Source organism: Haloterrigena salina JCM 13891 (assembly GCF_000337495.1).
Taxonomy (GTDB): domain Archaea; phylum Halobacteriota; class Halobacteria; order Halobacteriales; family Natrialbaceae; genus Haloterrigena; species Haloterrigena salina.
Genome location: NZ_AOIS01000016.1, coordinates 1 through 25,570 on the forward strand (window position 1 = coordinate 1; position 25,570 = coordinate 25,570).

The 25,570-nt window shown below is 64.7% G+C and carries 26 protein-coding genes; 16 read left to right on the forward strand and 10 right to left on the reverse strand.

Translation table 11 applies throughout. The features are described from left to right. From C477_RS04185 to C477_RS04210, 5 genes are all read left to right on the forward strand, one after another. Positions 1-689 (forward strand): MFS transporter (locus tag C477_RS04185; RefSeq protein ID WP_152423267.1); only part of this gene is annotated, 689 nt, incomplete at its 5' end. Between the two features lie 1,017 nt (positions 690-1,706). Continuing rightward, positions 1,707-2,672 carry a cupredoxin domain-containing protein gene (locus tag C477_RS04195; protein ID WP_049914248.1) on the forward strand — a complete coding sequence of 322 codons (966 nt, stop codon included), beginning with the start codon at positions 1,707-1,709 and terminating at the stop codon, positions 2,670-2,672. A 199-nt stretch (positions 2,673-2,871) separates the two neighbouring features. Then, complete coding sequence (locus C477_RS04200; RefSeq protein WP_008893198.1) at positions 2,872-3,984, forward strand: pyridoxal-phosphate-dependent aminotransferase family protein; 1,113 nt, start codon at positions 2,872-2,874, stop codon at positions 3,982-3,984. 114 nt (positions 3,985-4,098) lie between these two features. Next, on the forward strand, positions 4,099-4,557 hold the full coding sequence (locus C477_RS04205; protein ID WP_008893199.1) for a hypothetical protein: 459 nt from the start codon (positions 4,099-4,101) through the stop codon (positions 4,555-4,557). Between the two features lie 243 nt (positions 4,558-4,800). Beyond that, entirely contained in the window at positions 4,801-5,151 is a 351-nt protein-coding gene (locus tag C477_RS04210) for a hypothetical protein (RefSeq protein ID WP_160168005.1), read from the forward strand. 229 nt (positions 5,152-5,380) lie between these two features. Here the strand turns inward: C477_RS04210 and C477_RS04215 are convergent, their stop codons facing one another. Both C477_RS04215 and eif1A read right to left on the reverse strand, forming a co-directional pair. After that, positions 5,381-6,721 (reverse strand): S8 family peptidase, encoded by a 1,341-nt coding sequence (locus tag C477_RS04215; protein ID WP_008893201.1) that lies wholly within the window; start codon positions 6,719-6,721, stop codon positions 5,381-5,383. A 311-nt stretch (positions 6,722-7,032) separates the two neighbouring features. Beyond that, positions 7,033-7,323, reverse strand: a complete 291-nt coding sequence (eif1A, locus tag C477_RS04220) for a translation initiation factor eIF-1A (RefSeq protein WP_008893202.1) — start codon at positions 7,321-7,323, stop codon at positions 7,033-7,035. A gap of 242 nt (positions 7,324-7,565) precedes the next feature. Here eif1A and C477_RS04225 point away from each other — a divergent pair, with 242 nt between their 5' ends. Both C477_RS04225 and C477_RS04230 read left to right on the forward strand, forming a co-directional pair. Beyond that, positions 7,566-7,745, forward strand: coding sequence for a DUF7470 family protein (locus tag C477_RS04225; protein WP_008893203.1), 180 nt, complete (start codon positions 7,566-7,568; stop codon positions 7,743-7,745). Between the two features lie 67 nt (positions 7,746-7,812). After that, positions 7,813-8,067 (forward strand): hypothetical protein, encoded by a 255-nt coding sequence (locus C477_RS04230; RefSeq protein ID WP_008893204.1) that lies wholly within the window; start codon positions 7,813-7,815, stop codon positions 8,065-8,067. 12 nt (positions 8,068-8,079) lie between these two features. Here the strand turns inward: C477_RS04230 and C477_RS04235 are convergent, their stop codons facing one another. Beyond that, a complete protein-coding gene (locus C477_RS04235) occupies positions 8,080-10,056 on the reverse strand; it encodes a DUF460 domain-containing protein (RefSeq protein ID WP_008893205.1) in 1,977 nt (658 codons plus the stop codon). Positions 10,057-10,463: 407 nt separating this feature from the next. Next, positions 10,464-11,408 carry a ribonuclease Z gene (gene rnz / locus C477_RS04240; RefSeq protein ID WP_008893206.1) on the reverse strand — a complete coding sequence of 315 codons (945 nt, stop codon included), beginning with the start codon at positions 11,406-11,408 and terminating at the stop codon, positions 10,464-10,466. A 231-nt stretch (positions 11,409-11,639) separates the two neighbouring features. Here rnz and C477_RS04245 point away from each other — a divergent pair, with 231 nt between their 5' ends. Genes C477_RS04245 through C477_RS04255 form a run of 3 tightly spaced genes read left to right on the forward strand, consistent with a single transcriptional unit; the run spans position 11,640 to position 14,326 of the window. Then, positions 11,640-12,764, forward strand: coding sequence for a DUF7282 domain-containing protein (locus tag C477_RS04245; protein WP_008893207.1), 1,125 nt, complete (start codon positions 11,640-11,642; stop codon positions 12,762-12,764). A gap of 54 nt (positions 12,765-12,818) precedes the next feature. Beyond that, complete coding sequence (locus tag C477_RS04250; protein ID WP_008893208.1) at positions 12,819-13,823, forward strand: AAA family ATPase; 1,005 nt, start codon at positions 12,819-12,821, stop codon at positions 13,821-13,823. 47 nt (positions 13,824-13,870) lie between these two features. Continuing rightward, positions 13,871-14,326, forward strand: a complete 456-nt coding sequence (locus C477_RS04255; RefSeq protein ID WP_008893209.1) for an acyl-CoA thioesterase — start codon at positions 13,871-13,873, stop codon at positions 14,324-14,326. A gap of 7 nt (positions 14,327-14,333) precedes the next feature. Here C477_RS04255 and C477_RS04260 read toward each other — a convergent pair whose 3' ends face one another. Further along, on the reverse strand, positions 14,334-15,734 hold the full coding sequence (locus C477_RS04260; protein ID WP_008893210.1) for a hemolysin family protein: 1,401 nt from the start codon (positions 15,732-15,734) through the stop codon (positions 14,334-14,336). 111 nt (positions 15,735-15,845) lie between these two features. On the opposite strand from C477_RS04260, the gene C477_RS04265 reads away from it, so the two are divergent. The 4 genes from C477_RS04265 to C477_RS04280 all read left to right on the forward strand — a co-directional run bounded on the left by C477_RS04265 (position 15,846) and on the right by C477_RS04280 (position 17,694). After that, positions 15,846-16,142 carry a glutathione S-transferase N-terminal domain-containing protein gene (locus C477_RS04265; RefSeq protein ID WP_008893211.1) on the forward strand — a complete coding sequence of 99 codons (297 nt, stop codon included), beginning with the start codon at positions 15,846-15,848 and terminating at the stop codon, positions 16,140-16,142. Continuing rightward, positions 16,142-16,654 carry a redoxin domain-containing protein gene (locus C477_RS04270; RefSeq protein ID WP_008893212.1) on the forward strand — a complete coding sequence of 171 codons (513 nt, stop codon included), beginning with the start codon at positions 16,142-16,144 and terminating at the stop codon, positions 16,652-16,654. Before C477_RS04265 ends, C477_RS04270 begins: the two co-directional genes overlap by 1 nt. Before the next feature lie 93 nt (positions 16,655-16,747). Beyond that, a complete protein-coding gene (locus C477_RS04275; RefSeq protein ID WP_008893213.1) occupies positions 16,748-17,356 on the forward strand; it encodes an L-threonylcarbamoyladenylate synthase in 609 nt (202 codons plus the stop codon). A gap of 128 nt (positions 17,357-17,484) precedes the next feature. Next, complete coding sequence (locus C477_RS04280; RefSeq protein ID WP_008893214.1) at positions 17,485-17,694, forward strand: hypothetical protein; 210 nt, start codon at positions 17,485-17,487, stop codon at positions 17,692-17,694. 193 nt (positions 17,695-17,887) lie between these two features. Here C477_RS04280 and C477_RS04285 read toward each other — a convergent pair whose 3' ends face one another. The 3 genes from C477_RS04285 to C477_RS04295 all read right to left on the reverse strand — a co-directional run bounded on the left by C477_RS04285 (position 17,888) and on the right by C477_RS04295 (position 19,911). Beyond that, the gene (locus C477_RS04285) at positions 17,888-18,250 is read right to left on the reverse strand and encodes a hypothetical protein (RefSeq protein ID WP_049914251.1); all 363 of its coding nucleotides are present in this window, start codon (positions 18,248-18,250) and stop codon (positions 17,888-17,890) included. Positions 18,251-18,365: 115 nt separating this feature from the next. Beyond that, complete coding sequence (locus tag C477_RS04290) at positions 18,366-19,061, reverse strand: CRISPR-associated protein Cas4 (protein WP_008893216.1); 696 nt, start codon at positions 19,059-19,061, stop codon at positions 18,366-18,368. A 259-nt stretch (positions 19,062-19,320) separates the two neighbouring features. After that, positions 19,321-19,911 (reverse strand): hypothetical protein, encoded by a 591-nt coding sequence (locus C477_RS04295; protein ID WP_008893217.1) that lies wholly within the window; start codon positions 19,909-19,911, stop codon positions 19,321-19,323. 178 nt (positions 19,912-20,089) lie between these two features. On the opposite strand from C477_RS04295, the gene C477_RS04300 reads away from it, so the two are divergent. Continuing rightward, positions 20,090-22,306, forward strand: a complete 2,217-nt coding sequence (locus C477_RS04300) for a (Fe-S)-binding protein (protein ID WP_049914255.1) — start codon at positions 20,090-20,092, stop codon at positions 22,304-22,306. A gap of 185 nt (positions 22,307-22,491) precedes the next feature. On the opposite strand, the gene C477_RS04305 is transcribed toward C477_RS04300, so the two are convergent. Together C477_RS04305 and C477_RS04310 are read right to left on the reverse strand one after the other, a co-directional pair. Further along, the gene (locus C477_RS04305; protein WP_008893219.1) at positions 22,492-23,232 is read right to left on the reverse strand and encodes a type 1 glutamine amidotransferase; all 741 of its coding nucleotides are present in this window, start codon (positions 23,230-23,232) and stop codon (positions 22,492-22,494) included. 108 nt (positions 23,233-23,340) lie between these two features. Then, positions 23,341-24,621, reverse strand: a complete 1,281-nt coding sequence (locus C477_RS04310; RefSeq protein ID WP_008893220.1) for a class I adenylate-forming enzyme family protein — start codon at positions 24,619-24,621, stop codon at positions 23,341-23,343. A gap of 193 nt (positions 24,622-24,814) precedes the next feature. Between C477_RS04310 and C477_RS04315 the strand changes: the two genes are divergently transcribed. Next, complete coding sequence (locus tag C477_RS04315) at positions 24,815-25,528, forward strand: hypothetical protein (protein ID WP_008893221.1); 714 nt, start codon at positions 24,815-24,817, stop codon at positions 25,526-25,528. Positions 25,529-25,570: the final 42 nt, after the last annotated feature.

The window sequence follows — 25,570 nt, forward strand, 5'->3', positions numbered from 1 at the left end:
CCAGCCCGCTAAGAGATGTGTATAAGAGACAGGTTCCGGACCGCTCGCCCGACAGCCGGCGGGCCGTTCGCGCGCTTCTCGAGGGCGTTCGGAAGCGACCGACGCTGTCGATCCCCTTCGCCTTCGGCTTCATCGACCGAATGACGGCGGGCTTCTTCGCGCTCGTCGGCACGCTCTACTTTCAGGACGCCTTCGACGTCGGTCCCGCTGCGACCGGGCTCTTGCTGGCGTGCTTTTTCGCCCCCTTCGCGCTGTTACAGTACCCGATGGGGGCGCTCTCGGACCGGATCGGCCGAACGATACCGATCGTCGTCGGCTCGGTGTGTTACGGCGTCGGAATCCTCGCGGTCGGAGCCGCGCCGTCGATCGCGACCGCGGCGATCGGCATGGTCGGCGTCGGCGTCCTCGGCGCGCTGGTCTCGCCGGCGACGATGGCGCTGGTCACCGACATCGCCGCCGAGAGCGAGCGCGGCCTCGCGATGGCCGGCTTCAACGTCGCCGGCAGCCTCGGCTTCCTCGGCGGGTTCCTGATCGGCGGCACCGTCGCCAGCGACTACGGCTACGGCCTGGCCTTCCTCGCCGTCGGCGGCCTCGAGATCGCCATCGCGCTGCTGGCCGTACCGGTGTTCCTGCGCCTGTCGATCGGGCGCGGCGACGAGTTCGCAACCGAAGACCGTGGACCGCTCTGAGCCGCTCTATCGTCGACTTCGACAAATCGTACGATTCACTCTCCTTCGTTATCAGAAATAAGATAATACAGGAAGGAGAGAGGGTTCGCGGTTCGATTTCACTCGCGCAGTCGTCGAGTGCTGTAACGGTTTGTGAGGCACTCTCGAGTCGTCTCGGACTGTCATATCACGGGAACATACCAGAACGCTGAATGGTGTGTCAACACATGACAGTGTCACGATAGAGGGTATCAATTTTTATGTACTCAATCCTAATCCCGTAGTGATGGCACGAGATAACCCAATCTCACGGCGGACGGCATTGAAGCTTACAGGTGCGACGGCAGCGGCCACGATGGTTGCCGGCTGTGGCGGCGGTAGCGACAACGGCGACGAGAACGGCGACGGAAACGGCGGCAGCGACGGGTACCAGATCGACCCCGATACGACGATCGAATTCGACGCCCAGACGACCGAGTGGACGGGTGTCGCTCCGAGCGATATCGAGGGCGAGTCGAACCCGACGCTCATCCTCCAGGCCGGCGAAACGTACGAGATCGGCTGGACGAAGGGCGATGGAAAGACCCACAACATCGCGATCCGGGACGACAGCGGCACCGTCGTCAATGATCTCGTGACCGAGGAGACCGACGAGGAGGAGCCCAGCGACCAGATGCTCGAGTTCGAAGCCAGCGAGAACATGGTCGAGTACGTCTGCCAACCCCTGTCTCTTATACACATCTCTNNNNGCAACGAGTCCGCGAACGGCAACGAGTCCGCGAACGGAAACGAATCCGAGAGCGGTAACGAGTCCGAAGAGTAACGACGGACAGCGTTCGCCGTAGTTCGACGCTGAACGGAACGCGCTTTCTCCCGATTTGTCCGTCCCGATTTCCTCGTTTTGCGGTTTTTCGACGACGGGTGACTTCCGGTTCGATCGAAACGCGAGCAGTGCGGCGACGCCGCACAGACGACCGGAGCGACGTACGCAACCTAATCGATAGGAAGAATTTTTTATCGCGTGACAGTAGTGGGAGTATGTCCAATTCCGACCGGCTGCCTCGCCGGACCGTGATTCGAGCCGCCGGGCTCGCGACGGCGACCGCCGCACTCGCCGGTTGTATCGACGAGAGCAGCGTCGACGGCCCGGACGACGCTGCCGACGCCGACGCGGACTCCCAATCGTCCGACGAACAGGGCTCGGGGTCAGAGCCGGACGAAACCGACGACGAGAGCCAGGAGAACGGCGACGAAGCGACCGACGACGCGGAAGCAGCGCCATTCGATATCGAACTCCGCGGCGAACACGACGGGTGGCGGGTCCTCGAGCCGAGCGGAATCGAGGACGACGTGAACCCGACCCTCCCGCTCGAGGCGGGACGGACGTACCGCCTCGGCTGGACCGAGGGCGACGGCCTCGGCCACAACATCGAAATTCGCGACGCCCACGGTGACGTCATCAACGGTCTCTCGACACCCGTGACCCAGGAGCCCGACGAGGACCAGTGGCTCGAGTTCGTGGCCACCGAGGAGATGGCTACCTACGTGTGTGCGCCCCACGAGAGCACGATGCGCGGCGAGATCGCCGTCGAGACGCCCGTCGACCGCGGATCGGATTCGTCCGACGACGAGGAGTCGGCGGAGGGACAGGAGGTTCGGATCGACCCGGGGACGCGAATCGACTTCAGCGCGCAAACCATCGAGTGGAAAGGAATTGCCCCGGCATCCATCGAGGACCTGTCGAATCCGACGCTCGTCCTCGAGGCCGGTGAAACGTACGAACTCGGCTGGACCGAGGGCGACGGAACCGTGCACAACATCGAGATTCGAAACGCCGACGACGAGGTCGTCGACGACCTCTCGACGGAGTTGACTAGCGAAGAGCAGCCCGCCGATCAGTTCCTCGCGTTCGAGGCCAGCGATGAGATGGCAGCTTACGCCTGCGAGCCCCATCGCAACACGATGCACGGCGAGATTCGGATCGAGGGGTCGACGTCGGAGTAGCGCTCTGCGGATCCGTCGCCCTCGAGACCGGACACCGAGCCCGTTTCCGATCGGCGTCGTCCCGATCGCCGAGCGATCGGACGCCGCAGTTCGGGGCGGACCGTCCCGCGGACAGCCGTCGATCGGCCGCCCTGGTTCCGGTAGGCATCAAAAGTACCATACCACCCCACGACGCAGTAGACCGTATCAGGTGACTTCCGTGACCGAGAAACGCGAATACAAGGACGACTACCCCGACAAGACGCTGTACATCCCGGGTCCGACCGAGGTACGCGAAGACGTCATCGAGGAGATGAGCCAGCCGATGTTCGGCCACCGGATGGACCGGATGACCGACCTCTACACGACCATCGTCGAGGACACGAAGGAGTTCCTCGGCACCGACAACGAGGTCATCATCCTCACCGGCTCGGGGACCGAGTTCATGGAGAGTTCGATTCTGAACCTCGTCGACGAGAACGTCCTCGTCACGACCTGCGGCAGCTTCAGCGAACGCCAGGCCAACGTCGCCGAACGCCTCGGCAAAACCGTCGACACCCTCGAGTACGAGTGGGGACAGGCGGTCAAACCCGAGGACGTTCGCGAGCGCCTCGAGGAGAGCGACACCGAGTACGACGTCGTCACCTGCGTGATGAACGAGTCCTCGACCGGTGTCCGCAACCCCATCGAGGAGATCGGCGACGTCGTCGCCGAGTTCGAGGACACCTACTTCGTCGTCGACGCCGTCTCCGCGCTGGGCGGTGACCTCGTCGAGATCGACGACCACAACATCGACGTCATCTTCACGTCGGTCCAGAAGGCCTTCGCGATGCCCCCCGGCTTAGCGGTCTGCGTCGTCAGCGACGACGCCTACGAGCGCGAACTCGAGAGCGACTCCGCGTCGTGGTACGGCGGTTTCCAGCGCTCGCTGGACTACTACGACCGGAAGGGCCAGACCCACTCGACGCCCGCCATCCCGGTCATGCTCGCCTACCGCAAGCAGATGAAGCACATGCTCGAGGAGGGCCACGAGGCCCGGGACGAGCGCCACCGCGAGATGGCCGAGTACACCCGCGAGTGGGCCCGCGAGCACTTCGATATGTTCCCCGAGGAGGGCTACGAGTCCCAAACGGTGAGTTGCATCGAGAACACCCAGGACATCGACGTCGCCGCGACCATCGACGCCGTCTCGGAGGAGTACGACTTCGTCTTCTCGAACGGCTACGGTTCGGCGCTCGGCGAGCAGACGTTCCGCATCGGTCACATGGGCGAACACGACCTCGAGTCGATCAAGGAACTGACCGACGCTATCGAAGACGTCGCGGACCTCTGAGCTGACGCTCGAGTCGGTGATCATCCTCGTCAAAACAGGTAGGTTGAGGTAAGTATCATATAATAGTGATTGTTTTTTATTCTTAGAGTTATTGTAGAGTAATAGTCATCGTAAATGGACCCGCAACGCCTGCAGGCGATCGCTCTCGTTGCCCTCCTCAGCGTCACGCTTCCGCTCAGCGGTTGTCTCGGGAGCAGCGCCGAGTATACTACGTCTACCGAAGAACCTGCAACTGGTGAAGTCTTTGGGGAAGTCACCGAAATCGAGATTACCAAGGACTGGTCGCACACTATGACAGTCGAAGTGACGTACTCGGTCAACGAGACGTGGATCGATTCCGACGGGAACGTGACAGGCCCACACGGGAACTGGTCGAAACCACCCACGATAACGCAAGTAAAGTTCAACGACGGAACGGCCGATATCCTCGAGCAGAGACGGCTGTCCGCCGACGATAGGCGTTGGGAGGATCCCGTTGTCCTTTCAGAAGCTGCGAACCAAAAGTTGCAATTCAAGGCAACAGTTGACGGCGAAACACTCGATAGTGTGAATGTGACCGTACAACGAAAATAGTCCGGAATAGTCTGATAGCGGTTCCTTGAACCTCACAGTTCGGTCGTCGAACCGAGGCCATAGAGTCTGAGTACGCGACCGGAATACACAATAAATACGACAGAAACTATGCATGGTATATCCGCGCGGTACGAGGTCGGAAGGGATCGATTGCTCGAGGGGGTCAGTAGCGCTCTCTTCGTCACCGGTCTCGTCTTGCTCGCAGTGAACGGACCGTTGTCCCAAGTCCGGAGCCTCCTGATCGTGGACTTCGTCCTGAACGTCCTTCCGATCGCCGTTGCGGCCATCCTCTATGTTCGTGTCGCATCGGAGACTTCCGTGGTTGAAATCGCGGTGCTGGTGCTGTGGGCTTACTTCGCCCTTTCAGTTTCCGGAGTCATTGGATTCTTCGCGTTCGGGGGCCAATCTACGTCGTATCCCGGAGAGCTAGCGGAACTAACGAATCACGTTCTCCTGTTCATCGGAACGATTGCCGTCCTCGGCGGACTCTACATGGCCGCTGCCACGCAAGACAAGCGACCACTGCTGAAGTGGGGGCTCGTCGCCGTCGTTCCGCTCGGACAACTGGTCGTATACGCTGTTTCCGCCGTCTAACGGGTCGATCGCTCGTCTCGAGTCCGAGAGTGTTCCGGTGGCTTCCTCGCGGAGCGGGTCAGCTTCGCTCTTCTCGTAGCCTAGGTAATACCGGTCCTCTCGTCCGCATTCTCACGATTCGACGAAACGATATTCACCCCGGCTATCCGGAGGGGTTTCCGACCACCGGCGCCGCCGTCGTTTATGGCCAACAGTTCACCGCTTTTGTCCCATCCGTACTCGTCGGTAGCTAGCGGAACAGCCCCAAGAGCCACTCGAAGAAGCCGACGATCAGATCGACGACCCGCTCGAGGAGCGACCGGAGGCCGCCGACGGGACCGCTGCTCCAGTCCGACCCCTCGGTCGCGCGCTCGTCGCCGAGCGCCGCCGGGGCGTTCACGAGTCCGTCGCCCTCCGCGCAGGTTCCGAGCACCGTCTCCGCCGTCTCGCCGAGGATCTTCCGGACCGGCTCGCCCGGGCCCGGGCCGTCCTCCTCGCGGGTCTCCCAGACGAGCGCCGCGACGCCGGTGACGAACGGAGTGGCGACGCTCGTGCCGCTGGCCTCGGCGTACCCGTTGTCGACGGTGCTCGAGGTGACGTTCGTCCCCGGTGCCAGCAGATCGACGGTCGAGCCGACGCTGCTGTAGGACGCCAGCGTATCGTCCTCGTTCATCGCGGTGACCGCGACGACGTCCTCGTGGGTCGCCGGGTAGGTCATCGTCTCCACGGCACACGAGTCGCTCCCGTCGTTGCCTTCGTTCCCGGCCGCACAGAGCAGGAGGTGGCCGTTCGAGTGTGCTTCTTCGATCGCCCTGGCGAGCGTGGAACTCTCGGCGTCGCCGCCGAGGCTCATCGAGATGATCTCCACGTCGTTGGACATGCACCAGTCGATCCCGGCGATCAGTTCGCTGTACCGGCCGGAGCCGTCGTCGCCGAGCACCTTCACCGCGTACAGATTCGCGCCGGGGGCGACGCCGCGGTCGTTGTCGAGCGCGCCGGCGACCCCGGCGACGTGGGTCCCGTGGCCGTGGCGGTCCTCGTAGTCCCCAGCCGTCCCGTCAGCGGTGAAATTCCGCCCGCCGGCGACCTCGAGGCTGCAGTGATCCGACTGGATCCCCGTGTCGAGAATCCCCACGTCGACGCCCGATCCGTCCGGTTCGACGGCGTCGGCACCGATCCGTTCGACGCCCCACGACGGCCGTTGGTCGGGATGGGTCGAACAGTCCGAGCCGCCGGGAGAACCGAAGATGTCCGACAGGGACGGCGACCAGTCCGAGGGAATTCCTGTCTCGTCGTCCTCTTCGACGGTCGCCACGCGACGATCCTGGCGCAGTTGGTCCAATCCGGTCGACGGTACCTCCGCGACCACGAAGTCGAAGTTATCGAACTCGAGGACCGTCGTGCCGCCGACGGCCTCGACCACGTCGAGGAGTTCGCCGAGTTCGTCGAGCACGCTCGTCTGCGGGTGCACGAACACCCGCTCGGTGTCGGTACCGATGCTGGATTCCGCCGCCGACGCCGGCACTCCGAGCAGCCCGGCCGCGGCGCCGGCCCCGATACCGCCGAGTACCCGCCGCCGACTGAGTTTCATGCGCAGGTGGATGCACAAGGACGAAATAAGTCTTCTGTGTCGACTGACAGTCAGTCGAAGTGATTGGTCGTGCCTCGAACTGCTTGACCGGAACCCTCGAAATCTGCGGGTGAACCTAGCTCACGCGTACCGTCGGCGAGCGAGCGGTTTGAAAAACCCGAGTGACGCCGTTCACCGCGAGCGCCGTCGGCGCTCGCGGGCCGACGACTGATTCGGAGTGAACGCAGTGAACGGAGAGGAAGGAGGAGTGTTTTTCATCGAAGTTTTCCCGAGGGTGCGCCTTCGGCGCACCCGCAGAGGAAAAGTTCGTTTTATTGAATATGGCCTTCGTCGCGCAACTGATCCGCTTCGCTCTTCTCGTAGCGCCAGGTGATGTCGGCCTTCTCGTCCTGCCAGTCCCACGGCTCGACGAGGACGACGTCGTCCTCGCGGATCCAGATACGCTTTTGCATCTTGCCGGGAATGCGCGCGGTGCGCTCCTGACCGTCGGCACAGCGTACTTGCACCCGATTCGCCCCGAGCATGTCCGTGACGGTCGCGAAGACCTCGTCGTCTTCGGGCATCCGGAGGTTCTTCCGACCGCCGTCACCGTCGTCGCTCATAGGCCAGCGTTCGGAGCCTAGCGGTTTAACCGTTTATAGAAAGTACGAAGCGAAAACCCGCGACGGTCGGAGAAGACGACGTCGACCGGCGTCGGGGTCGCACTCGAGTCGATCGGAACGATCGCTGTCGGCGTTCGAGTCGCCGAGGCCGTGGGAGGGCGGTCGGGAATTGTACCGACAGGAGCGCCAGTCGAAACCGGAAAACCACGCCGTTTATTTCTCTCGGCTGGGCAGTGCTGAGTATGCTGAAGAATCTCGACGCGCTCGGAATCGTCGGTCTCCTGATCTTGCTCGGCGGGATCGGTCTCATCGCGTACGCGAACTGGATCGTCGCCGTCGGTATCGCCCTCGTCGTCGCCGGACTCGGACTGGTCGTCAAGTCCCTGATCTCGGGGATGCTCCAGAACTTTGGAATGTTCTAGGATCCGTCGTACCGACGCTGCGACTGCGCTCCGAACCGTTTTGTCGATTCGTCGGCACGACTCGAGCATGGGGTACTCGCTGCACTACTACGACCTCGTATTGGTCTGTATCGCCGCGAGCCTCGGCCTCGGCGCCGGCATCGGGTACGCGACGGCGATCGCGATCGAGACCTCTATCGCTGTTCTCGGGCTCGTCGCGATCGCCTTTATCGTGCACGCGCTGTTCGTCAACGGTCCGGTCGACCAGCCCGAGGAGTTGACCGACGAGGTCGACCTCGAGGAGGTGCCGCAGGTGCTGTCGCCGGTGGAATCGGCGGACTAACGAGCTTCAGACTCAGACCTCGTTGTCGCCGGCGCGGTGTTCGCTGATGAGTTGGTCGACCATCGACGCCTTTCGATCGCGCCGGCGCTCCTCGGCGCGGTCGTGCCAGTCGTCGATGACGGCCTCGACGTCGTCCTCGCGGGCGACGGCGAGTTCGTCGACCTCCTGCATGGCGACGTCGTCGGCGGGACCGACCGGAATCTCCTCGTCGAAGAGGATCTCGTCGGCGACCTCCGAGAGCCCGCCGTCTTTCAGTATTACCCGCGGTTCGAATCCCGCGAGCAGTTCGGCCGTCGAGCGGCCGGCGCCGCTGGCGTCCCGCAGGTAGACGACGTCGTCGGAGGCGAGCCCGTACTGCTCGTCGGCCTCGCGGATCGCGCCCTTGGTGAACTTCTCGACGACCTTGACCGGGACGAGCCCCTCCTTCTTCGCCGAGACGTCGCTGAAGTTCGAGTGGTCGAGCTTCCAGAGGGCCTTCATCCGCTCGACTTTCGACTCGAGTTCGTCGACCTCCTCGCGGGCCTCGTCGCGCTCCCGTTCTAAGCGGTTGGCCTTGCGCTCCAGACGGCTCACCTCGCGGTCCTTGCGGACCTGCGTGCGCTCCTCGCGGCGCTTGAGGGTGAGCTCGGACTCGAGTTCCTCGATGCGCTCGTCGCGCTCCTCGACGCGGCCCTCGAGTCGCTCGACGTGCGATTGGAGGCGCTCGACCTGCCGCTCCAAGGACTTGATCCGCTTTTCCTCCTCGGTGAGCTCTCGGGGTTCGTGGGTCGTAGAGTCCTCTTCCTCGCCGGACTCGTCGTCGGTCAGGTCCCGCAGGACGGCCTCGACGCTCTCCTCGCCGGCGACGACGCGGGCGGTGACCTCGCCGCGGTCGAGCCCCGGCGGGAGTTTGCCGGCGATGCGGTCGAACTGGTCCTCGTGGGCGTCGACGGCGTACAGCGCGGCGGCCATCGCGTCGCGCTGGTGGTCGTTATCGTACGGTTCCTCGCGCGTGCGGTGTTGTTTCTCGTCGACCGGCAGGTCGCTGTCGGGGGCCCACCCCGCGGCGTCGAAGCTCCGGCGGAACTTCTCGACCGTTTCGGGCATCGGCGTCACGTCCGCGGCGACGATGATCGGTCGGCCGCGTTCGACGATCCACTCGATCACGTCGGCGGTGTCGCTGGTGCGTGAACTCCAGACGTCGAGTACGTCGCCCTCGAGCGAGACGATGGCGACCGCGGTCGTCGTCCCGGGATCGATGCCGACGATGACGTGGTCACGCCGCTTGGCGAGGGGCTCGAACTCGATGCCGTCGCGGCGCTCGCGCTCGATCTCGACGCGGACGTCGCCCGACCGATTTCGGGAGACGGGGATGTCCTGCGGCCGGGCCTGGACGGTGAAAACCGCGTTCGCGAACCCGCCGTAGGCCTCCCGGACGTCCCGCTCGTACTCGAGGTTGGCTTCCTCGAGTTCGGACTCGACCTCGCGGGCCCGTTTTCTGACCGAGCCGTGGATGCGACGGGTGTAGCGGTCCTCGCTCCAGCCGCCGCTGCCGGTCGATCGCCCTCTCGAGACCTTGACCTCGGTCGTGTCGGTGAAGGCCGAGACTTCGTGGCCGACGTTGTGAGCGGCCAGCCGCGCCGCGGCCTCGGCCTCCTGCATCGGATCCTTGCCGTAGGGGATGCCGTGGCGTTTCGCGACCCGGGAGAGCGGTTCGGGCTGTTCGGCGCCGGTCACCTGGACGAGCTTCGTCCCGGCGGGCAGCGCGCCCAGAACGTGGATGAGCTGGTCCTTGTCCGCGGCCAGCTCGTACATGTTGTCCGTTGCGACGATCGCCGGCTCCTCGTCGTCGATCAGTCGCCGGAGCTTGCGGTGGGTGACGACGTCTCGAGTGACGTCCTCGCCGTCGTAGACCGCCAGCGCGTACGACGGGGCGTCCCCGCGCACGTCGCCGCTCTGGATGTCGACCCCGAAGACGACCGCATCGAGCGCACTCGTTCGCGTACTCACGGACGGGCATAGGGGCGAGTCGGCTATAAATCCGGCGCGGGTTCGCACGATGTCGACGAGGTGGGTTCGACCTCGCGCGCTAGCGGTTTCCGAGCAGCGTCCTCGAGAAGGATCGGGAAAGGATCGGGACGGGAACGAGCGTCCTGCTATCGTGGCGACGAGGAATTGCCGCGCCCTCCCCAGCCGATTCGCTCGCTTACGAGGGACTCTCTCCGTTCGTCCCTCGCACCGCTCGCTCATCCCTCGCACGTAATCGTCGGCACGCCTTCGGAACGCTCAGGCGTGCCGCCAGCGCGCGCCACCGTAGGTCGGTTGCAGAATCACGAGCAGACGCGTGTTACAGTATCGATCGAACGCCAAACAGTCGAATCAGCTGCTCGGAAACAAGGGCCGCGATTCGAGCCGACCTATTCCGCTTCGCCGTCGGGATACGGAATATCGAGCGCCTGCCCGTCGTCGGGAACGAACGCGTCCGTCTCGTCGCCCGCGAAGACCTCGCGGGCCTGCTCGAGGTGGGCGTCTGTCTGTCCGGCGTACCGCGAGGAGAGGTGCATCAGCGCGAGTCGGTCCGCCCCCGCCCGGTTCGCGATCTCGGCGGCCTGTCGGGCCGTCGAGTGGGCCGTCTCGGCGGCGCGGTCGGCCCGGTCGTCGGCGAACGTGGCGTCGTGGATCAACAGGTCGGGCTCCTCGGCGGCCTCGACCGTCGCCGCTGCGGGCCGGGTGTCCCCGGTGTACACGATCACGCGGCCGGGACGGGGATCGCCCACCACTTGGTCGGGATCGACGACGGTGCCGTCCTCGAGTTCGACGGGCTCGCCCTCGTGGAGTTTCGAGAACTTCGGTCCCACGGGAACCCCCAGCTCTTCGGCGCGTTCGCGATCGAACCGACCCTTGCGGTCGTCCTCGACGAGCGCGTAGCCGACCGAGCGGGCGTCGTGGTCGGTCGCGAACGCGCGGACCTCGTACTCGTCGGCGCGGTAGGCCACGTCGCCGTCGCCGACCTCGTTGATCCGGACGGGAAACGAGGGGCGGTTGCCGAGGGCGTTGACCAGCCCCTTCAGCTCGCGGCGCGTCCCGGCGGGCGTGTGGATCGCCAGCGGCTCTTCGCGGTCGTTGAAGTCCATCGTCTGGAGCAGCCCGGGAATCCCGAGCACGTGATCGCCGTGGAGGTGCGTGACGAACAGGTGCGAGACGGAAAACCCCGTACCGAAGCGCATCATCTGTCGCTGGGTTCCCTCGCCGGCGTCGAACAGCAACTTCTCGCCCTCTCGAGCGACGAAGATCGCGCTCGGATTCCGCTCGGTCGTCGGGATCGCACCGGCCGTCCCCAGAAACGTCACGCGCAGTGGCATCAGTGGCTCTTCCGGTTGCCGGCACTAAACCCCCTTCGGATGGCCCGTCTCGACCCACGGAAGCCGGCAGGGCGTCCGTTCAGGGGTGACCAATCACAGGCCCGTCCCGCGGCGTAAACGGTTCAGAACGATTCCGCCTCACACAAAGCCGGCAAAATCGCTCCACGCCGTGCAAACGGACTCGGTATTTTACGTCCGTCGAGCCCCTACGCACGGATGATACCACCCCCAATGAGTTCAGGACTGACGTTCGGTACGATCAAGCGGGTCGGCGCGATCCTGCTCGCGATCGCGATCGTACTCGCGGCGGGGATCGTCATCTTCCAGGCCCCCGCGATATTCGGCGTCGAGGAGGACCCCCAGGCGTCGATCACGTTCGAGGACCAGCAAGGCGACGGCGAATCGGTCACCGTCGACGAGGTCAGCCTCTCGGAAGGCGGCTTCGTCGTCGTGACCGGCAGCGACGGCGAGACGCTCGCCGTCTCCGACTACCTCGAGGCGGGGTCCCACGAGAACGTGACCGTCGAGCGCAACGAGGACGCCCAGGCCGAACTCGTCGGCCAGCTCACGGCGACGGTCCACCGCGACACCAACGACGACGAGAACTTCGGGTACGCCGACAGCGACGGCGAGGAGGATCAGCCGTACCTCGAGGACGGCTACCCGGTCTCGGACATGGCGACGGTGACAGGCGATACCAGCGACGCACTCGACGACTCCTTTACGGTCGAGTCGCTCAGCGCGCCGGGGTCGGCGACGACCAACGAGACGATCGAGATCACCGCCGAGATCGCCAATCCGACCGATCTCGGGAGCCAGCAGAGCGTCGAACTGCGACTCAACGGAGACGTCCTCAAGCAACAGACGCTGGAACTGGGGGCCGGCGAGACCGGCGAGGTCTCCTTCGAGATCGAGACCGCCGGCCTCGCACCGGGCAACCGAACCATCGGCGTCTACACCGACGGCCACGGGGCGCTCGACGAGATCGAACTCACGTTCCACACGACGCCGGAGATCGAAATCGTCAACGGGAGCGACGACTCGGTCACGGCCGCGGTCGCGACCCCCGAAGAGGGCTTCGTCGCCGTCCAGGATGCGAACGACACCGTCATCGGGACCAGCGAAATGCTTAGCCCCGGCGAACACGACAACGCCACCGTCGAATTCGACGAGAACGCGACCGTCGAGGACGACGAGGAACTGACCGCGTTCGTCGCGACGGGCGACCCGAGCGAACCCGAGAACGCGACGCCGGTCGAGTACGAGGGTGAGCGCATCGAGACGACGTTCACGCTCGCCGACGTCCCGGACGGAAGCGACGGCGGGAACGAAAGTGACGCTGACGGCGGCGAGTAGCGGGGCGACGACGGACCGACCGATTCTTACCCCGGCCGGCCCTACGGACGGGCGATGGACGCGCCGCTGTGGACCGACACCCACGCGCCCGAGCTGGCCGAGTTGCCCCAGGACGACGCCCGCGAGTACCTCCAGCGGGCCGTCGACGAGCCGATCAACCTCCTCCTGCAGGGCCCGCCCGGCAGCGGGAAGACGGCGGCGGCACGCGCGCTCGCTCGAGACGCACACGCGGATCCGGACAACGACCTGATCGAGATCAACGTCGCCGACTTCTTCGGACGAACGAAGACCGAGATCAAGAACGATCCCCGGTTCGCCCAGTTCCTCGTCGGTCGCTCCTCGATGTCCAAACGGGACATGATCAACCACGTCCTAAAGGAGTCGGCGAGCTACGCCTCGGTCTCCGGCGACTACAAGACGGTCCTGCTGGACAACGCCGAGGACGTCCGCGAGGACTTCCAGCAGGCGCTGCGCCGGATCATGGAGCAACACCACCGGACGACGCAGTTTATCATCGCCACCCGCCAGCCCACGAAGCTCATCCCGCCGATCCGCTCGCGGTGTTTCCCCGTTCCCGTCCGCGCGCCGACGAGCGAGGAGACCGTCGCCGTCTTAGAGCGGATCGTCGAGGCGGAGGGCGTCGCGTACGACGCGGACGGCCTCGAGTTCGTCGCCGGCTACGCGAACGGCAACCTCCGACAGGCGATCCTGGCGGCCCAGACGACCGTCGAGGACGAGGGCGAACTGACGATGCAGGCGGCCTACGAGACCATCGGCGAGGTCGGCCTCGAGGACGAGATCGAGGAGATGTTAGATGCTGCCGAGGCAGGTGACTTCACGTCGGCCCGCAAGACATTAGACGACCTGCTGGTCGACGAGGGGTTAGACGGCGACGAGGTCCTCGATTCGGTTCTCGGCGTCGCGCGCAAGCGCTACCAGGGCGAGCGGCTGGCCCGCATCCACCAGTTGGCCGCCGACATCGAGTTCGAGATGCAGGAGGGTTCGAGCGACCGCATTCACGTCTCGCACCTGCTCGCCGAACTCGGCCGGGACGCATAGTTGCCCGTTTCTGCAACCTTTTTCGGGTCCCCCTCTGGAGTACCGCTATGCCCACCGTACTCGATACGTACATCAAGAACCGCTACCGAGTGCAGCCGAACCACGCGAACAACAACGAGACGCTCCACGGCGGCAACCTCATGAAGTGGCTCGACGAGATCGGCGCGATGTCGGCGATGCGATTCGCCGGCGAGACCTGCGTCACCGCCCGGGTGAACGAACTCGACTTCGAGCGTCCGATCGGGATCGGCGACACCGCGATGGTCGAGGCCTTCGTCTACGACGCGGGCCGTCGGAGCGTCCACGTCGGCCTGCGCGCCTGGCGCGAGGAACCCAGAACCGGCGAAACCGAGCGGACGACCGAGTCCTCGTTTACTTTCGTTGCGATCGACGAGAACGGGTCGCCGGTTCCGGTACCGGAGCTAACGGTCGATTCCGAACGCGGTCGAGAACTCCGGGATCGAATGCTCGAGGCCGGCGAGGCTGCCGGCGGCGACAACTAACTACGGACTACTCCGAGGGGACCGACTCCTCGTCGGACGTCTCTTCCTCCGGAACGTCCTCGAGGGGTTCGGGTTGCTGCTCGAGTTTCCGCAGTCTGGCCTTCAGGATGCGGGTGTTCTCGACGGTCTCGACGGTGATTCGGACGCCGTCGTAGGTGATCTCCTCGCCCTCCTCGACGAGTCGGCCCGCGCGGTTGAAGATGAAGCCGGCGATGGTCTCGAACTCCTCGCCCTCGGGGAGGTCGATCTCTAAGGCCTCGTTGACGTCCTCGATGTTGACCTCGCCGCGGACGATGACGGTGCGATCGTCGAGCTGTTCGATCGGTTCGTCCTCGCCGGATTTCAAGATCTCGCCGACGATCTCCTCGATCATGTCCTCGACGGTGACCAGCCCCTCGGTGGTGCCGAACTCGTCGATGACGATCGCCATGTGCATCCGGTTTTCCCGCATCTCGGTCAGCAGTTCGTCGACGTTCTTCGACTCGGGAACGTGCAGCGTCGGCTGGATGAGATCCTCGAGTTCGAGGTCGTCGGCCTCGGTCTCGCCGTAGTTGAGATCGCGGACGAGGTCGCGAATGTGGACGACGCCGAGGACGTTGTCGAGGCTGCCCTCGTAGACCGGCACGCGGGCGTGGCCGCTCTGGATACAGGTCTCGATGGCCTCGTCGATGTCGGCGTCCTTGGGGACCGCGGTCATGTCGAGGCGGGGGGTCATGACCTCCTTGACGATGGTGTTGTTGAAGCGGAAGATCCGCTGGAGCATCTCGTGTTCTTCCTCCTCTAAGACGCCCTCCCGCTCGCCGGACTCGATCATCTCCTGAATCTCGTCGCGGGTGACGTAGGGCGACTCGATCGCTCCGGTCGAGCCGATGAGCCTGTTGACCTGTCGAGTGAGATAGTCGAAGAGGATGATCAGGGGAAAGAGCAGATACTCCGTGGCCTTCAGCGGCCGCGAGATGCGGATCGACCACGTGTCGGCGTTCTCGACGGCGTAGGACTTGGGGACGCTCTCGCCGAACAGGAGGACGAGGGCGGTGATCCCGAACGTCGCCAGCAGGACGCCGACCAGACCGCCGAAGTGCAGCGACAGGATCGCGGTCGCGATCGAGGACATCGCGATGTTGACGATGTTGTTGCCGACGAGGATCGTCACGAGGAGCCGGTGCGGGTCGTCCTTGAGGGACTTGACCAGTTTGGCGCCCGGGACGTCGTCCTCGACCATCCCTTCGAGCCGGTGTTTCGGCAGGTTGAACATTGCGATCTCCGAGGAGGAGAAGAACGCAGAGAGCGCGATAAGCAAGAGCACAGCGACGCTGCCGAGAATCGTTACCATCGACTCGTCGAGTTCGAGACCCACGACTGGCACCTCGTAGGCGGCGGCGACCGCGGACAGCAGAGACAACGCCATTGATGTGGAGGGTTGTAGCCGGATCGGTTAACCGTTTACCATCTCGGAAGGTAGCGGGTCCATCTCGCCGCCGACGACACGTTTACCCGCTCGTTTCCCCAACGAATGGGTATGGAAGCGTCCGCCACCGCAGCGAGCGACGCGCCGATCACGTTCTACCGGCTACAGGCGTGTCCGTACTGCGAACGCGTCGCTCGGCTGCTCAACGAGTACGACCTGGAGTACCGGTCGCGGTTCGTCGAACCGATGCACTCGCGGCGCGACGTCGTCAAACGGGTCGCCGGCGTTCGCACCGTCCCCGTCGTCGTCGACGAGAACACCGGCGTCACGATGGCCGAGAGCGCCAACATCGTCGACTACCTCGAGTCGACCTACGGCGAGGGGCAGACGGCAGGGGGTGACGACTGATGCCGGACTTCGAGGTCACCGACCTCGGCCCCGCCGACCACCTCGAGGCGGGCGAAGAGGTCCCCGACGTCACGCGGCCGCTGGTCACCGACGAGTTCTGGGAGAACCGCAGCCTCTCCGACGTCGTCGCCGACGAGGGCCGCACGATCCTCGTCTGCACGCCGATGATCGGCTCCTTCGCCGCGAAGTACATCTACGACGAACTCGACGAGCGAGGCTGGTTCGACCGCGCCGACCGAATCGTCGGCCTCACGGCGGCGACGCCGTACGCGGTCTCCTCGTTCCTCGACGACGACGAGTTGCCGTTCGCGATTTTCGCCGACCCGGCCAACGACGTCGCCGAGTCGCTGGGTATCGCCAACGATCTCGACGGGATGGCAGGGATCAGCGAACCGCGGGTCGCCGTCTTCGGGCTCGAGTCGGACCTGACGATCGACAGCGCCTGGGTGTCGACCGAGTGGCCCGAGTTCCCGCCGTACGACGAGCTCGAGTCCGAACTGGGCCTCGAGTAGCGCGGCTCGCGGACCGAGACACCGTTTCCGCTCTGCGGGTCGAGCGAGCAGCGTGACGCTACGTTTTTGTCGCTGACGCGGCGAGAGACGGGTATGAACGACGACGCCCTCAAGCGCGCCGCGCGGGCGATCCGCGCGGGCGAACTGGTGGTGTACCCGACCGAGACGGTCTACGGGCTCGGCGCCGACGGACTCGACGCCGACGCCGTCGAACGCGTCTTCGAGGCCAAGGGACGGGATCGGTCGAAACCGGTCTCCGTCGCCGTCCCGACGTTCGAGACGGCCCTCGAGGAGGACTACGTCCGCGCGAGCGACCGCGAGCGCGCGTTCGCCGACGAGTTCCTCCCGGGTCCCGTGACGCTGCTCTGTGAGCGCACCGAGGCCCTCTCGGACGTCCTCACGGCCGGTCGCGAACGAGTCGGTATTCGGGTCCCCGACTGCGAACCGGCGCTCGCGTTCCTCGAACGCGCCGAGCGGCCGGTCACCGCCACGAGCGCCAACGTCAGCGGGGAGCCGAGCGCCCGGCGAGTCGAGGATATCGGCCAGCAGGTGCTCGACGAGGCGGTGGTCCTCGAGACCGACGACCTGTACGAATCGATCGACGAGACGGTCCCGAGCACCGTCGTCGACCTCGAGGCGGGGACGATCCATCGCCGCGGGGCGTTGGCCGACGAGATCGAGGCGTGGCTCGAGGCGAACTGACGGGCGACTCGAGTCCGGCGATCGGCCGTCCGATACAGCCGCGCTGAGCGCCACGGACCTATCTCTCTCGAGTTCGTCGGGAGAAATTATATGTGCGCCGGGGTATGATGTGGGTGACACGTGGTAGTATGAACAGCCGTGCGAGATCCGGCGACTCGCTGTTCCGAACGCGGCCGGCGCTGTGGTTCCTTCTCGCCGTGACCGTCCCCGCACTCGGTTACGTCGCGAGTCGACTCCTGATCAGCGGCGAATCGCTCGCGAGCGCGGCACCCCTCGGCGTCGTCTTCGGCGTCGTCTTCGCCGCCGTGGCCGCGCTCGCGAAGCACGTTCTGGAGTGAGGACGGGCCGACCACCTCGTCCGACGACCTTTCGTGGCGCTTCGACGTCGCGACGACGCGACGGGACTGCGACTGCCGTTCCGGGGACGCTCCGGACGACACCGTCAGACACCGGTCGAGACCGAAGCGTCGCTCGAGGGTTACCGGCGGTATCGGATTCGAAGCGAATCGGAGAAACGGGAGCCCGCGAAATTCAGTCGGCCGCTTGCTCGGCCTCGGTCGTCGCGGACGGGCCGGAACCGAGTACGTCGGCGACGGATTCTCGGGCGCGGCCGGGTAGCGACGCGACGAACCGAGCGATCGTTTGCGGTCCGCTCACGGGCCCGGGAGAGCGATAGCAGGCGATGAGCGACCACATCGTCGCGACGCCGAGCGCACCGGCCGCCGAGAAGGTCATCCCCATCGTCGCGTAGGTGAACGAGTAGACGGCCCCGACCGTCATCGAGGGGACGCTCGAGCCGAGCGGGACCTGGGCGGTCGGATCCCGCACCGTCGGCGCGAGGAAGGTGATCGAAAGGACGCTGCCGGCGAGGAAGACGAAATCTTGCCACATCATCGTACAATCAACTACTCGGTTACGAGTAAAAGTCTCTCGGTATCACTCCCGCCGGATCGCTTATACGTCCGATTTCGTGACTTACAAGCCGTGATGGTCGATATCTGTATTTCCCTTATTCCGAACCGAATCCGGGTAACAGCGAGCGCAGGGTTCGGGTCCGGACGCCACACTGGGCGGCGAACTCGCAGGACTCGCACTTCGATCGGTTCGTCGTGCGGGCCGGCGGGCCGTCGAGGTCCCACACCGTCCGGAGCGCGCGTCGATAGCGGGCCTTGCGCCGCGTCGTCAACTCGAGGGAGCGAACGACGCCGTAAGCGGGGTACTCGACCCACGCACGATCGATTTTTTGTTCGTGTTCCCAGGCCAGCGCCTTCGCGGCCGCGACGGCGTGGACCGACTGGGGCTCCCAGACGCCTCGTTCGGGCGGCTTCCCGGCCGAAATCAGGACCGGCTCGAGCGGCGCATCGAGCACCTTGTGGACGACGCCGTGACAGTCCTTCCCGGCGGCGTAGACGTTCCGTTCGCTCGGGTCGCGCAACCGATCCCAGTGGCCGGCCGCGGCGAGACGGTCGCGAGTCGCACCGAGGCGCTCGCGGTACTGCACGGGTTCGACGGCGATCGGTTCAGCTTCGAGTGCACCCGCTGGCGCCTCGAGCAGGGCCTCGTATCGCCGCTCGAGGTCCCGAATTCGCTCGACCGACGGCGGCGGCTCGCGATCGGCGTCGTCGCCGGTCCGCTGATAGTAGCACTTCCGGGCGCAGTACGCGGCCGTTCGAAGATCGCTGAAGGGGACGAGGGCTCGAGACACGGGCCGTCTGGCCGCCCGTTCTCGGATAAAGTCTCGGACGGCGATGGAGCTGTCTCGAGTCGGAATATGGATGATCGCCTCGAGTGGAAGTAGCGGCGTCTCTCGAAGAGGACTACAGCGATCGCTGTGCGGGAGGAAAAGCGGTTGTACCGAGCGCGAGCGGAGCGAGCGCTCGGCATTTTTTCATCGAAGTTTTTTGGTGGGGGTTGAGGCTGGCGTCTGCGACGCCAGCCGATGCCCCCGCGAAAAAAGTTCGTCTTTAGAACTCCACGTCCGTCTCCATCCCTTCGGTGGCGTCCTCGAGGCCGTCCTCGCGGACGTCGGTGGTCATACGTTCCGAGAGTTCGGCGTCGGCGAGGATGCTGTCGAACTCGTCGCGGTAGCGGTCGTTGGCGGCACGGGACTCGTCCTCGGCGGCGGCGACGCGGCGGTAGCGACGGATCTGGGGCTCGCTGACGTCGTACTCGTCGGCGAGCGTGGCGTCGTCTTCCTCCCGGTCGCGGATCGCCGCGAGGTCGACCTCGTCAGCGTCGTCCTCGCCCACGAGGTGCAGCGACATGCGGGCCTCGAAGACCGTCTCCTCGTCGACATCGAGGTCGGCGGCGATGTCGGCGTCGTCCTCGCCGTCGTAGAAGCCCCGCGCGACCGCGATGAGTTCGTCGTCCGTTAGTGGCGTCTCGAACGCGTAGCGCTCGCGCATCTGCTGGACGACGCTCTCGAGGCGCTCCTCGTCCGATCGATCGTCGCGCTCGAGCGAGCCACGAGAGTTCTCCTGGGATTCGGTGACGGTTTCCTCGCCGTCGGTGACGTCGGTGAAGATCTCGCGGAGTTCCTCGGTTTTGTCGTTCATGGGTGGACACTCCCGACGGGCGGCTATTTAAGCCTGTTGCCAGATAGCGTTGGGCCGATATTAGCCATCGTAAACGATTATAAACTGGCAATAAGAGGAAAATTTCCGCAAGACGGCACCGGGGTGGTGTTTGCAAGGGGTAACAAGAATTAAGTCACAGCCTCCCACGTCATTGTACATGAACACCATAGCACAGTCGGAGGTGAGCAGGGAGACCTACCTGGGGCTCGGCGGCGTGGAATACGTGCTGTTCTATTTCCTGGTCGCGGTGACCCTCGCCGTCTTCGCCTACGGCGTCTACCGGCGGTTCAGTCGGTACACCGAGGGCGACGACGATCCGTTCGCTCGGATCGACGAACTGCCGGATCGAATCGTCAGCGCGGCAAAGATCGTCGTCACGAACGAGAAACAGTTCAACAGGGATCTCTACGGCGGGCTGATGCACTCGTTTATCCTCTGGGGGTTCCTGACGCTGTTCATCGCGACGTCGATCATCGCCGCCGAACAGTACGGAACCGAATTGCTCCTCGGGTTGACGTTCTGGGAGGGGGACTTCTATCTCACCTACCAGTTCATCGTCGACGCGATGGGCCTGCTGTTCGTCGTCGGGATCGGAATGGCCCTCTACCGACGCTACTGGGTCCAGAATCACCGCCTCTGGGGCCGTCATACCTCCAACGAGGACGACGTCTTCATCTGGACGCTGTTCGGCCTCGGCGTCGGCGGCTTCCTGCTCGAGGGCTTTCGCATCTACATCAGCGGGATGCCGAGCCACGAGGTCGTCAGCTTCGTCGGCTACGGGCTGGCGATGGCCTTCGACACGATCGGCCTGCCGACGACCGGAGCGGTCCTGGAGAGCGGCGCGCTCAATCCCGACTACGCCGCGGTCGAGCAACTCGGCTTCAACGCCGAGACGCTCCACTGGCTGACGTGGTGGTCCCACTCGCTGCTGGCGCTCTTCTTCATCGCGTGGATCCCCCACGCCGGGAAGCCGTTCCACATGCTCTCGTCGTTCGCGAACGTCGTCACGCGCGACGAGAAGGCTGGTCGACGCCTCCCCAACGTCCCGTCGGATCTGGACGCGACGAACGCCGAGTCCATCGACGACTTCACCTGGAAGGAAATCCTCGATCAGGACGCCTGTACTAAGTGTGGGCGCTGTTCGTCGGTCTGTCCTGCGAAGGCCTCCAACCGTCCGCTCGACCCGCGAGACGTCATCCTCGACCTCCGCAAGTATCGCGAGGAACTGGACGCCGGCGGCGAGGAGAAACCGATCATCGCCGACGGAGGGACGAGCGTGATCAACACGGAGACGATGGAGTCCTGCATGGCCTGTATGGCCTGCATGGACGCCTGTCCCGTCGAGATCGAGCACCTGCAGTCCTTCACCAGACTCCAGCGACAGATGACCGATCAGGGCGACGTCTCACCCAGCATGCAGGACGTCTTCCAGAACGTCATGCAGAACGGCAACACCTTCGGCGACTCGCCACGCAATCGCGGCGACTGGAGCGACGACCTCGAGTTCGACGTGCCGGACGCTCGCGAGGAGGAGGTCGACTACCTCTGGTACGTCGGGGACTTCCCGAGCTATGACGAGCGCAACAAGCAGGTCGCCCGCTCGCTGGCGACCATCCTGAAGGAAGCCGACGTCAGCTTCGGGATCCTCTTCGACGACGAGAAGTACGACGGCAACGACATCCGCCGCGTCGGCGAGGAACTGCTCTACGTGGAACTGGCCGGCCACCACGTCGAAACGTGGGAGGACTGCGAGTTCGACACCATCGTCTGTACGGACCCCCACTCCTACAACACGTTCAAGAACGAGTATCCAGAGGTCAACTTCGACGAGTTCTCGGACGACCCGATGATGCCCTTCGAGTACGACGAGCAGTGGAACGAAGACGGCGAAATCGAGGTCTACCACTGGACCCAGGCCGTCGAAGAACTGGTCAACGAGGGCAAGCTCGACCTCAATGGCACCGAACTCGACTACACGGTCACCTACCACGATCCGTGCCACCTCGGCCGGTACAACGACGAGTACGAGGCCCCGCGCGAACTCATCAAGGCGACAGGCTGCGAACTCGACGAAATGCCCCGCAACCGCGACAACTCCTTCTGTTGTGGCGGCGGCGGTGGCGGCCTCTGGATGGACTTCGAGGAAGAGCCCAAACCCAGCGAAGAACGCATCCGCGAAGCCCTCGAGGATACGGACGCCGGACGCGGGGTCGAGAAGTTCGTCGTCGCCTGTCCGATGTGCATGACGATGTACGAGGACGGTCGCAAGACCGGCGGCTACGAGGACGAAATCGAGATCGTCGACGTCGCCGAACTCATCGTCGAGGCTATCGGCGCCGAAGAGGAAGCGGACCTCGAGATCGCGGCGGACTGATCGAGCGCCCGCCGATTCCGATTCGATACTCCGCCAGTCGTAATCGCGTCCGACCGCTGTTTTCCCGCCGCTCGAGCGTCAATTCGATAGCGGTTCGAAGCGCATACGCGCCGCTCAGCGTCACGCTTTCGGGGAGGTAGTCGAAAACGCTGCGTCCGTCCGAACCGATCCGTCGAAACGAGCGCTCAGTCGGAGCGACCGACCGTCGCCGTCGCGTCCTCGCACTCGGCTGCAACGGCGACGTTCTCGGTTCGCACCTCGCGGACGAACTCGAGGAAGTTGTCGAACACTAACTTGGCCTCGCAGGCTTTCTGATAGTTCTCCTCAGTGATCTCCTCGAGGACCGACTGCCGGCGGTCGTCGGAGAGGTCCTTGCGGTGGACGAGTTCGCGGGCGGTCTTGGCGTCGTACTCGGGGTGGAACTGGACGCCGAAGACCCGGTCCTTGCGGAAGCCGTGGTTGGAGTAGTGATTCTCGGCGAGGGGGTCTGCGCCGGGCGGCAGTTCCGAGACCGCGTCGGAGTGGCTAGTGAAGGCGGTAAACTCCACGTCGATGTCGTCGAAGAGCCGCGAGTTCCCGTAGTGCTCGATCTCGCTGTAGCCGACCTCGTAGGCGCCCATATCCTCGACGGTGCCGCCGAGGACGTCCGCCAACAGCTGGTGGCCCCAACAGACGCCGAGGAACGGCATCCCGCGGTCGATCGCGTCGCCGACCCACTCCTTGATCGGCTGCATCCACTCGTCGTCCCAGTACACCGACGATCGCGAGCCCGTGACGACAGCGCCGTCGTAGTCGAACCCGTCCGGAACCTCGCCCTCGGTGGCGTCGAACTCCGCGAGCGATGCGTCGAGTTCGCGCCGGAAGTTCCGCGTCGTGTTCTCGTCCCGGTGAGCCGCGTTCAGGACGGCAATACGAAGCTGATCCATCGTCCCGTATTGGCGACTCAGGGAAGATATGCCTTCTGTCCCAGACCGGGGTTGCCGCAACCGCGGACGGCTAGCGATCCGGTTACGAACGACAAGAAGAACTCGAGGTCACTGCGGCCGATAGATGCCGTCCTCGTCGCGGCGGTACCGATCGTCCGTCTCGAACCAGCCGTCGGCGAACCGGCCGCGGTCGCCGGACTCGTCGTAGTCGTCGCGTTGCTCCTCGACCGGGGCGTACCAGTTCTCGTCGTTGGTTCCGGCAGCGCGTACGTAGCCGTCGGCCACGACCGGTCCCGATAGCTCGAGTCGGCCCTCGGCCGTCCCTTCGAGGACGGTTCCCGACTCGTCGACCAGTCGCGCGCGACAGTCGGGTACGGGCGTGCCGACGCCGTCCGAAACGGTCGAGATGTCGCCGGGATCGTCGGCTGCGGCGCCAGCGAACGACTGGGAGAACGCCGTCGGGCACTCGAGACGGCCCGCCGCGCGCGCAATCGGGATCTCCTGCTCGCGGTAGGCCTCGAGCGTGTCGTTCTCCACTGCTCCCTCGACGATCACGCGCTCGAGCGAGTCGACCGCGTCGTCGAACCCCGATTCGGCGGCGAGGTCTCGAATCGCCGTCTCGCGACCCGCGAGAAACGTCGCCTTCTCCTCGGCGATCGCGGTCAGGGTGTCGCCGGGATCGAACGCTCGGTCGAGCAGCAGGGTGCCGCCGACGTACAGCGTCGACAGCGCGACGCGGACGAGCCCGTCGGGACTCGAGAGTGGCGGCGTCAGCGGAACGACGTCGGCGCTCGAGAGCCCCCACGCGACGAGCGCCGAGATGCAGTTCCACTCGAGCGCGGACGCCGAGTAGCCGGCGATCGGTCGCCCGTCGCCGCCGTGGAGGAGCACAAGCGGGGCGTCAGTCTCGGGCTCGAGGTTGCGCTCGTCCGAATCGGACACTGCCTCCCGGTCGGCCTCGGCGAGTTCCTCGAGGGTCACCGACCGATCGAACGGGATCGAGCGAACGAGGTCGCGCTGGGCCGCCTCGGAGACGACCAGGTCAGGTTCGATGAGGTCGAACGGTTGCTCGACGGACGCGGGCGTCAGCCAGTGAGAGACCGGGAAGAAGGTGGCGCCGAGTCGCCGACAGGCGAACAGGACGGCGAGCGACGCGACGCGGTTGCGCGTGAGGAGACAGACGACGTCGCCGGCGTCGATCCCCAGCGCGGCGAGGTGTTCGGCCGTCCGCGTCGTCATCGCCGAGAGTTCGCCGTAGGAGACGCGGTTCTCGTGGATCGTCTCCGCGGGGGCGTACAGCCGCTCCTCGGAGATGTCGACGACCGCCGTCCGTTCCGGAAACCGTTCGGCCCGCCGTGCCAGCGAGAGCGTCACGAACGGGACTGCCACCCCGGCCTCCGTAGTAGCTGGGGGGTCAATCGCAAGCACGGGACGCGTTCATCGAGCGTGTCCGCATACGGCGATCTGGCTCGATGCGCAACTGAACCGATGTGAGTTCACGGCGATAGTGGCGGACCCCGAAAATAGCAGCCATTCAATTATTATTAAATTATAAATGACGGCTCGATATAGAGAATATTATATGCCGTTAGAAAACGGCGAACGCAACACCAGTCGCCGGCGTCTCCTCGAGACGTCCGGTCGGGTTCTCGCGGGGGGATTCCTCCTCGGCGCCGTTCCATCGAGTACGAGCGCCGATTCGGACGCCGATCTAGCGTTAGAATCGGATTTCGAGGAACTGGCTCACTACATGGGGAGTACCACCGAAACCAAGCGCGTGAGCTATGACGTATCCGTATACAGACCGAAGCGGGATACCGAACTCGGGCGCAGCGGTACTCGAGTCGTAACGGTCGAAATAGCGATCGGCCCCGACGGGCCACCGCTTCGCGACGCCAGAATCGAAATCAACGGTATGAACGGAGCGTTTTTCGAAACGACGTGGCCGGGAAACCGACTTTCGGTCGGGACGCCGTCCGGAACCGTCGACATCGACAGAGGAACTGGCTCGACTACGCTATCGTTTTCGTTGAATACTAGTTTGACGAAGAACGTGTCCGTGGACGATAAAAGCGAACGCGGTAGCGATACCTATCGTCAACAGTACAGCTTCGACTCAGTATCGGAGCATAGGCCTGTCGCTATCAGTGGGTTGACTGCTTTCGATACGTACGGAGTCGAAGACGGCGAGCAGTTACTCGACGGAGAGTGGGAAGTAGTCGTCGGAAACAGTATCAGCCGTACCGGCATCTCAGGCGAGTTCTCCCGGATATACTATTCGGGAAATTTGGAGTGATACCCCGGCCTCGATTTGCAGTCAGTCGCCCGCTCGAGAACG